1 protein-coding gene is annotated in these 745 nt (G+C 55.8%); it reads left to right on the forward strand.

Annotated features, from left to right (window positions below):
* Positions 1-68: 68 nt before the first annotated feature.
* A partial coding sequence (locus ACSVIK_RS25985; RefSeq protein WP_442447017.1) for an IS5 family transposase occupies positions 69-745 on the forward strand: 677 nt, incomplete at its 3' end.

The following is a 745-nucleotide window of genomic DNA, read 5'->3' on the forward strand; positions in this document are numbered from 1 at the left end:
GGAAACTCTGAATTTAACTTCCAGAATCTGGTGAAATAGTTGGCCTGGTAGCCCTGGATGATAGCCCGATGAAGCAAATGACCTTCGCTGACGCTGAGTACGCTGGCAAACGCAAGCAGACCCGCCGTGAATTGTTCCTGATCGAGATGGATCAGGTGGTTCCGTGGAAGGGCCTGGTGACGCTGATCGAGCCGCACTATCCGAAGGGTGAAGGTGGTCGTCCGGCCTATCCATTGATGTCCATGCTGCGAGTGCACCTGATGCAGAACTGGTTCGGTTACAGCGACCCAGCGATGGAGGAGGCACTGTATGAAACGACCATTTTGCGGCAGTTCGCAGGCTTGAGTCTGGAGCGTATCCCCGATGAAACGACCATCCTCAATTTCCGTCGTCTGCTCGAGAAGAACGGCCTGGCGAGCGGTATTCTCGGTGTCATCAACGGTTATCTGGGGGATCGCGGCTTGTCGCTGCGACAGGGCACTATCGTTGATGCCACATTGATTCATGCGCCGACATCGACAAAGAACAAGAAGCGTGAACGTGACCCGGAGATGCACCAGACCAAGAAAGGCAACCAGTACTACTTCGGCGCCAAAGCGCATATCGGGGTGGATGTGGAGTCGGGGTTGGTGCACCACGTCCATGTCACAGCCGCCAATGTTGCGGATGTCACCCAGGTGGACAAGCTGCTGCATGGCGAAGAGAACATGGTGGCGGCTGACGCCGGTTATACAGGCGTCGAGAA

The organism is Pseudomonas sp. NCHU5216, assembly GCF_052156495.1.
In the GTDB taxonomy this organism is placed as follows: Bacteria; Pseudomonadota; Gammaproteobacteria; order Pseudomonadales; family Pseudomonadaceae; genus Aquipseudomonas.